The organism is Streptococcus sp. SM3 (assembly GCF_027497875.1).
Map to the genome: position 1 here is coordinate 1 of NZ_JAJNSA010000119.1, position 7071 is coordinate 7071.

Here is a 7071-nt window from a genome sequence, read left to right on the forward strand (position 1 = left end):
CATGGGTCCGGTCCCCGCTGTTGTTGGAAGAACAGAGACTCCTTCTCTATAGAAATCTTTGGCCAGCCGAATGACATTTAAAATCGATGGGGCACTCATATCACTTCGGTAACTCATTTCACCGAGAGTATAGATCAATTCGACCTGATCATAGCCATTTTTCTTCAATTGCTGATTGATCTTTTCTAAGACATCCTTGGGATCCAGTCCAGGAACCAAACGCACCTCCATCTTAGCACGCGCCTCTGCTGGAAGAATCGTTTTAACACCTTGTCCTTGGTAACCAGAGCCAAAACCTTCAATATTCAGGGCTGGTTCAAAATAGAAACGGCGCAGGAATTCTTTTCGGTCTTCCTTCAAGATTGGGAGGGTTAGACCATAGGTTTCCGCTACATCTTCTGGCCCTTTGTTGGCATATTGCTCGATCAAAGCTAGCTCGCGTTCATTGGGTTCTTGGATCTGATCATAAATCCCATCCACCAAGATTCGGCCTTCTTTGTCACGAAGACTGGCGATAGCATTTAACAAATACCAAGAAGCAGAATCTACCACACCGCCATAGCTAGAATGAATATCCACTTCTGCACTCTTCACCACCATATCAAAGGTGACGATCCCCTTGCTACCACCGGAAATTTCCAACTGTCCCTGATTATTTCGGGTACCTTGTTCCCAGACTAAGAGGTCTGCCCCACGCAAGTGTTTCTTGTGTTTGGCCAAGTATTTATCCAAGTCCGTCGATGCAGACTCCTCTGCCCCTTCGATAATAAAGGTGATATTGACTGGCAAATCGCCACTTTCACGAATGTATTTTCGAAGAGCTGTGAGACGAGCCGTGATATGCCCCTTGTCATCATCAACCCCTCGACCGTACATGGTTCCATAATGAACTGATAAGGTGAATGGGTCTCCCGTCCAAGGTTGGTCTCCATCAGCTGGTACCGTATCATAGTGGTTATAAAAAATGATGGTTTTGGCTTCAGGATTTGGCGAGAAAAATTTGGCAATCACAAAAGGTGCTGTGTAACTATCATCCACTTCGACTTTGGCTCCTGCAGCTGTAAAAATTTCCCCCAAATAGTTGGCTACTTCCTTGAGACCAACTTGTTGGGCAAAGATGGATTTTTTTGAAATCAAGGTTCGCAACACTTCAAAATAATGTTGTGCGACCTCATCATTTTCAAATTTACGGATTTGTTCCGCTTCTGTTGCAAAAGGCATGCATTCCTCCTAATACACGATAAGAGGTAGAGAATTGCTTCTCCACCTCCTTCATACACTTGAGATCAAATCTTAGAAGACTGGTTGGTCCATTCCTTCTGAAGATTCTTCGATCACTTTCTTCACATTGTCTTTGTGATAGGCTTTGATGATTTCTTTGATTGCTTTTGCTTTATCAGATTTTTCCCAATCTTTCTTAGCAGCGATCACGTTGTACCATTGTTTTGAGTTGCTGTCTTTCTTTTCAACATAGATAGCTTTTTTGAAATCAACGCCTGCTTCACGAACGAAGGTATTGTTGATGACTGCAGCATCTACTGATGGAAGAGCAGATGGTGTTTGTGAAGCATCCAATTCAGAAATCTTCAAATCTTTTGGATTTTCTTTAATGTTTGACACGTTTGCCAATTGACCATCTTTGGTATCCAATTTAATCAAACCAGCTGATTGCAAGACATACAAGGCACGGCTTTCATTTGTTGGGTCATTTGGTACAGCGATTGTTCCACCTTTAGGAATTTCTTTAATTGAAGTGTATTTGTTTTTACCGTTTTCTGTACCAGAGTAAAGACGGATTGGAGCGATGTACGTATCTGCTACTGCAACAAGGGCATTGTCGTTTTTAGAGTTCCAGTTATCAAGGAAGTTATAGTGTTGGAAAGCATTGATATCCACGCTACCATCTTTTACAGCCACGTTTGGTTGTGAGTAGTCTGTAAATTGAGTGAATTCCAATTTGATTCCTGTTTTAGCGTCATCCAAGTTCTTTTGAACTTGATCCCAACGAGCTTTTTCAGTGTCGCTCAAAGTCATGACACCTACTTTTACAGTTGTTTCACCATCTTTGCTAGATGATTTTGAAGAACCACATGCTGCAAGAGCAAATGTTGCAATAGCTGCAAGAGCTGTTAAACCAAGAATTTTTTTCAATTTCATTTTGAAGTCTCCTTTATTTAAATATTATTCTTTAATATCTTTTGCTTCTGGTAGATAAACTCCACCAAAGTATTTTTTAGACAGTTTTTCAAGGGTTCCATTGTCATAGAGTTCCTTGATACGTTTGTTGACAAATTTTTGAAGGTCTTTATCTTCTTTTGCAATAATTGGATACACATAAGGTTGTTGGTCGCTTGGAAGCTCGATAACCTTCAAGTTGTCATAGCCTTGATCACGAATGATAGTATCTACTGAGATCCGTTCGAAGATCTTGTAATCTGTACGACCATCCGCTAGATTAGCCATGATGGTTTGAATCGTTCCATCTGTGTATTGCAAGTCGGTTGGTTTATCTGAATGTTTTTTATTGTAATCTTCTAATTGTTTAGCAGTAGATGTTCCTTGAACAACTTCTGTTTTCTTGCCACCAATGTCATCCAAAGATTTAATAGAAGAATCTTTTGGTACGACCAATACTAGTGGATTACGAGCATATGGATTTGGATAGAGGTATTTTTCTTCCCGCTCTTTTGAGTAGCTGATGTTGTTGGCACCGATTTGGAAACGGTCACTATCTAAGCCAGCAAAGACTGAAGACCACTCTGTCTTGTTAAAGTTCACTTCGTATTTGTCTGAACCTTTAAAGATTTCACGCAATACTTCGATTTCATAACCAGTTAGCTTGCCGTCTTTTTCTTCATAAGAGAAGGGTTTGGTTGTTCCAACAGTCCCAACTTCAATGGTTTTCTTCCCACTGGCTGATTTGCCAGATGAACATGCTACTAAAGCACTGGTTGCAAGGACTGCAACTAATCCTAAAGCAGAATACTTAATCACTTTTTTTAGATTCATAGGATCTCCTTATTCATTTCAGGCACATAAAACGCCATTCTAAAAGTATTTTTTAATTTTATCAAAAAAGCATTTACTTGCCCAATATATATTTTTTATGGAGGTGATAGTTTTTCTTTATCACACTTATTTTTCTTTGAAATACCGCAATAAAGCTTGCGCATTTTCAACATAATAGGGAACCGACACCTGAAAGGCTGCATCATCGATGGTCATGTGATCATGATGGAGGTCTGGCGCATCAGGATCTCCATTTGAACCGATAAAGGCAAAGACTCCAGGAATTCGTTCTTGGTAAAAGGCGAAGTCTTCTCCAGCTGTAGATGGATTTGCTGGAAGCACCTCAGCCAAGTCTTGTGAAGCTTCCCAAACGACTTTGGTCAATTCTTCATCATTAAAGGTAACAGGCGGGGTCACTCCCCACTCAAAAGCCACATCCACTTCCAGGCTTTTTGCTATATGACGAATAATCGAAATGAAATGTTCCTTCAACTCTCTTTGCACACTCGGATTAAAGGAGCGAATCGTTCCTTCAAAATAGCCTGATTTTGGGAGTACATTCCAGGTTGAACCCACATCTAGATGCGTAATCGATAAAACAGCTGTTTCAAAAGGAGAAATGGTCCGTGAAATTAATAATTGTACATTCTGAACCATGGTTGTGACGGCTGTTACCGTATCAACTCCCAAGTCTGGTCTCGCAGCATGGCTACTAACCCCTGTTACAGTGACCTTAAATTTCTCTACCCCTGCCATCATAGCTCCGGCATTCAAAGCAAGTTGTCCTGCTTTTAGCTGAGGCATATTATGAAATCCAATAATTCCTTGAACATCCTCCAACAGTCCTGTTGCTAGAACGTCAGAAGCACCTTCTGAAATTTCTTCTGCCGGTTGAAAGATCAAGCGTATTGTCCCTTCTAGCTGGTCTTCTTTTCCCTTGAGAAGAGCTGCTGCTCCTAGAAGACTGGTTTGATGAAAATCGTGACCACAAGCATGCATGACACCCGGATGTTGACTTTGGTAGGGCAGATTTGTTTGTTCCAAAATCGGAAGGGCGTCGATATCTGCACGTAGCGCCACCACTGGTTGGCCGGTCCCAATGTCTGCAATCAGACCAGTTTTTAACCCACTCTCTAAAATACGAATCCCCAACTCTTCCAAACGTTCCTTTAGAAAGGCGGTTGTCTGGTATTCTTGACCAGACAATTCAGGGTGTTGGTGGATATAGTGGCGAATCTCTGCTAACTCTTCATAAGAAAAAGACACAAGCCTTCATCTCCTTTCAAACTTAAAATTATTCTATCACTAATAGGTGTTTCCGTCTAATTCCTGTTTCTTGGGTTTTGATATAGTTTCAAACTATAGATAAAAACACTCCTAGATTCACGTTCTAGGAGTGCCAACTTCCGCATTAAGAAAGATTTCCCTCGAATTTTTCCATAAAGCTATCACTATTATAGGCTTTTTCCACTTCCCATTTGCCATCTTTCTTAACAAAGGTCAACTGGTAGTCGTACCGATCCGGCGTCGTCAAGGGGCGATCTGCAAGAGAAGCCATCATTTCCTCTCTATAGGCTTTGTTTTGAGCCTGATTGGCCTCAATGATACTCGAATAATCTTTCCGATGTTCTTGATAGAAGGTCTGCATGTGGTTTAAAATCGTCTTTTCCATGCTGACAGTCTCAGGATTTAGACTAATGACCACCTTGTCCGGGAGATATTGTTTAACCTTATAGGTTAATTTAGCGCGCTTTGCATTTTCCTTTTCATAAGCATCGATAAACTGGGTCACTTCTTCTTCTGGGAATTGGTAATCATGCAATTGACGGGTAAAATCAGCCGCAAATTTCGCACGGAAATCACTGGCTTCCTTTTTCAAATCAGTTCCCAAAACAAAAGCATTATCCTTTTTGACCTTTCGTTGGCCACTAAAGTAAACTTGATTGATGTATTCATCAGCTAGAAGGGTGGAAGCTTCCACCTTGTCCTCATACTGAGAAGAATCCACCACAAATTTTAGAGGCTTCGTTTTTTTATCAGAGCTATAGGTTTTTCGTTCATACTGCACTTCGTATTTTTTGCCTTTTTCGACTGGAAAGACGATATAGCCGGTCATTTTTTTATCCTGGGCCAACTGATCACTCTTGAGCAATTGGAAGGCTTCCGTTTGGTCATAAATCCCTGACTGCAATTTGACCTTGTTATTCTCCGCATCGTAGATGGTGATATCTGAATCTGACACGTTGATAGATTCTTTGGAAACATTCTTAAATTCTAATTGAAGGGCCAAATAAGTGCCGTCTTCTGAGTCATTGAGGACAGGCGGTTTGATGTATTGCCCTCCTTTTAGGCTCAGCTCTACTTGACCGTCAGATGCTGAGCTTTTCGCCGCTTTTTCCGTCTTTGATTGCTGCGAATTTGTCTTTTGACCAGTGGTGCCACAAGCTACTAGACTCAAAGTCGCCACAGCAAATAGGGTCCATTTAAAAATCTTTTTCATCCTCATCTCCTTAAAAAAGTTTTGTTCTATTTTAACATCTTTTTCTAGCGATGTATACGCTATATAGTGATAACTCTCCCTCAGAGGGCGAGGATTACAAAAAGGCCAAGACCTTCGTCTCAACCTTTTAACTAAAATATGATTGGTTTTGGTTTTACAAGATTCCTTTTTCTTTTTGAATCATGAGATCCTTGAGGGAAATCAAGAGGACCGCAAGGAGGATCATAGCCATTCCGATAAAATCAATGGCAAAGAAATGTTCATTCATAATGATAAAAGAAAAGAAAACTGCTGAAATAGGTTCCATAGCTGCAAGAAGACTTCCTTTAACTGCACCGATCAGACTCGTTCCTTTCAAAAAGACAGTATAGGCAAATATGGTCCCAATCACCACCAAGCCAACTAAGCCCATCAGATTGTCCATGCTATATTGGCCATGAAAGAGTCTTCTTCCTGTGAAGGGAATCATCACAAGTCCTGGAATGAGCATACCGATACCAATCACCAACATACTTCCACATTTTTGAATTAATTGAATCGGCAGAATAATGTAGAGGGCATAGGCAAAGGCAGAAACCAGTCCCCAAACTAGTCCTTTAGGAGTGATGGCTAATTGATTTAGTTGACCATGGGTTGCAATGAGAAAGGTCCCTGCGATCGCTAAGACCATGGAAATGACCTCAGATACTGTCGGAGCTACTCGGTCCTTAACACAAGAATAGGCCAAAACTACAATGGGACAGAGATATTGAAAAACAGTTGCCGTACCTGCATTAGTCGCATCAATCGCTTCTAGATAAGTCAATTGGGTCATTAACAACCCTAAAAAAGCAAATAAGAGCAAGGGAAGGTAGGACGAGCGGTCTCTTAGAAAGGCCTTTACTTTTTCCTGGTCTGCTAGATAAGCAAGAAGCAGCAGCACAGCCCCTGAAAACACTAAACGAATCGTTGTCAAACCAATTGCTGTAAATCCATGAGCCAGTAGGTACTGGCCACAGGCTCCTGACAAGCCCCAAGCGATCCCAGCGATCAAGGTCATGAGTGTTCCTTTCATCGTCTTTGACATAGTCCCCTCCTAAATCTGTTCCTTACTTTTATTGTATCATAAAAGGCCGAAACGAAACGTTTCAGCCTCATATATTTCATATAAATTTATTCGCTTATTCAGGTTGAACCAAGATCTTGATTTGAGATTTATCTTGTGTTAATTCAACAAATCCTTCTTCAACGATATTTTCCAATTTAATTTTCTTGGTAACCAATTTTTCAGCAGAGAAGTAGCCTTGTTCCATCAATTCCAGCACTTTAGGGAAGATATGACGGTAGGCAATAATTCCTTTGAGAGATTTTTCTTGGATAGCAAATTCATTTGGATTGATGCTGGCTTCACGTTCCCAGATAGATACGACCATACATTCCCCAGCTTTATGAACAGCTGCAAGGGCTTGACCTAAAACAACTGGAACTCCAGTAACTTCATAAGAAACATCTGCTCCACCACCTGTTAAACGATGGATGGCTTCGACGATTGTTTCTCCTTCTTCTGGGCGAACAACGATTGC

At 41.0% G+C, this 7071-nt stretch carries 7 protein-coding genes; all 7 read right to left on the bottom strand.

The genetic code is table 11. The features are described from left to right. Window positions 1-1221: M20/M25/M40 family metallo-hydrolase (locus PAN06_RS12335; protein ID WP_269796460.1), on the bottom strand; the 1221-nt coding region annotated here is incomplete at its 3' end. Window positions 1222-1293: 72 nt separating this feature from the next. After that, complete coding sequence (locus PAN06_RS12340; RefSeq protein ID WP_269796461.1) at window positions 1294-2157, bottom strand: MetQ/NlpA family ABC transporter substrate-binding protein; 864 nt, start codon at window positions 2155-2157, stop codon at window positions 1294-1296. A gap of 24 nt (window positions 2158-2181) precedes the next feature. Further along, the gene (locus PAN06_RS12345; protein WP_023918950.1) at window positions 2182-3009 is read right to left on the bottom strand and encodes an amino acid ABC transporter substrate-binding protein; all 828 of its coding nucleotides are present in this window, start codon (window positions 3007-3009) and stop codon (window positions 2182-2184) included. Between the two features lie 126 nt (window positions 3010-3135). After that, window positions 3136-4275, bottom strand: coding sequence for an amidohydrolase (locus PAN06_RS12350; protein WP_269796462.1), 1140 nt, complete (start codon window positions 4273-4275; stop codon window positions 3136-3138). 145 nt (window positions 4276-4420) lie between these two features. Further along, window positions 4421-5509 (bottom strand): DUF4352 domain-containing protein, encoded by a 1089-nt coding sequence (locus tag PAN06_RS12355; protein ID WP_254727298.1) that lies wholly within the window; start codon window positions 5507-5509, stop codon window positions 4421-4423. 154 nt (window positions 5510-5663) lie between these two features. After that, entirely contained in the window at window positions 5664-6575 is a 912-nt protein-coding gene (locus PAN06_RS12360; RefSeq protein ID WP_269796463.1) for a DMT family transporter, read from the bottom strand. 94 nt (window positions 6576-6669) lie between these two features. Then, on the bottom strand, window positions 6670-7071 hold a 402-nt coding region (locus PAN06_RS12365; RefSeq protein ID WP_269796464.1), incomplete at its 5' end, for a zinc-binding dehydrogenase.

Excerpts from the sequence above, each read along its gene's own strand:
- PAN06_RS12340 (WP_269796461.1), bottom strand. The coding sequence starts at position 2,157 with ATGAAATTGAAAAAAATTCTTGGTTTAACAGCTCTTGCAGCTATTGCA.
- PAN06_RS12345 (WP_023918950.1), bottom strand. The coding sequence starts at position 3,009 with ATGAATCTAAAAAAAGTGATTAAGTATTCTGCTTTAGGATTAGTTGCA.
- PAN06_RS12355 (WP_254727298.1), bottom strand. The coding sequence starts at position 5,509 with ATGAAAAAGATTTTTAAATGGACCCTATTTGCTGTGGCGACTTTGAGT.
- PAN06_RS12360 (WP_269796463.1), bottom strand. The coding sequence starts at position 6,575 with ATGTCAAAGACGATGAAAGGAACACTCATGACCTTGATCGCTGGGATC.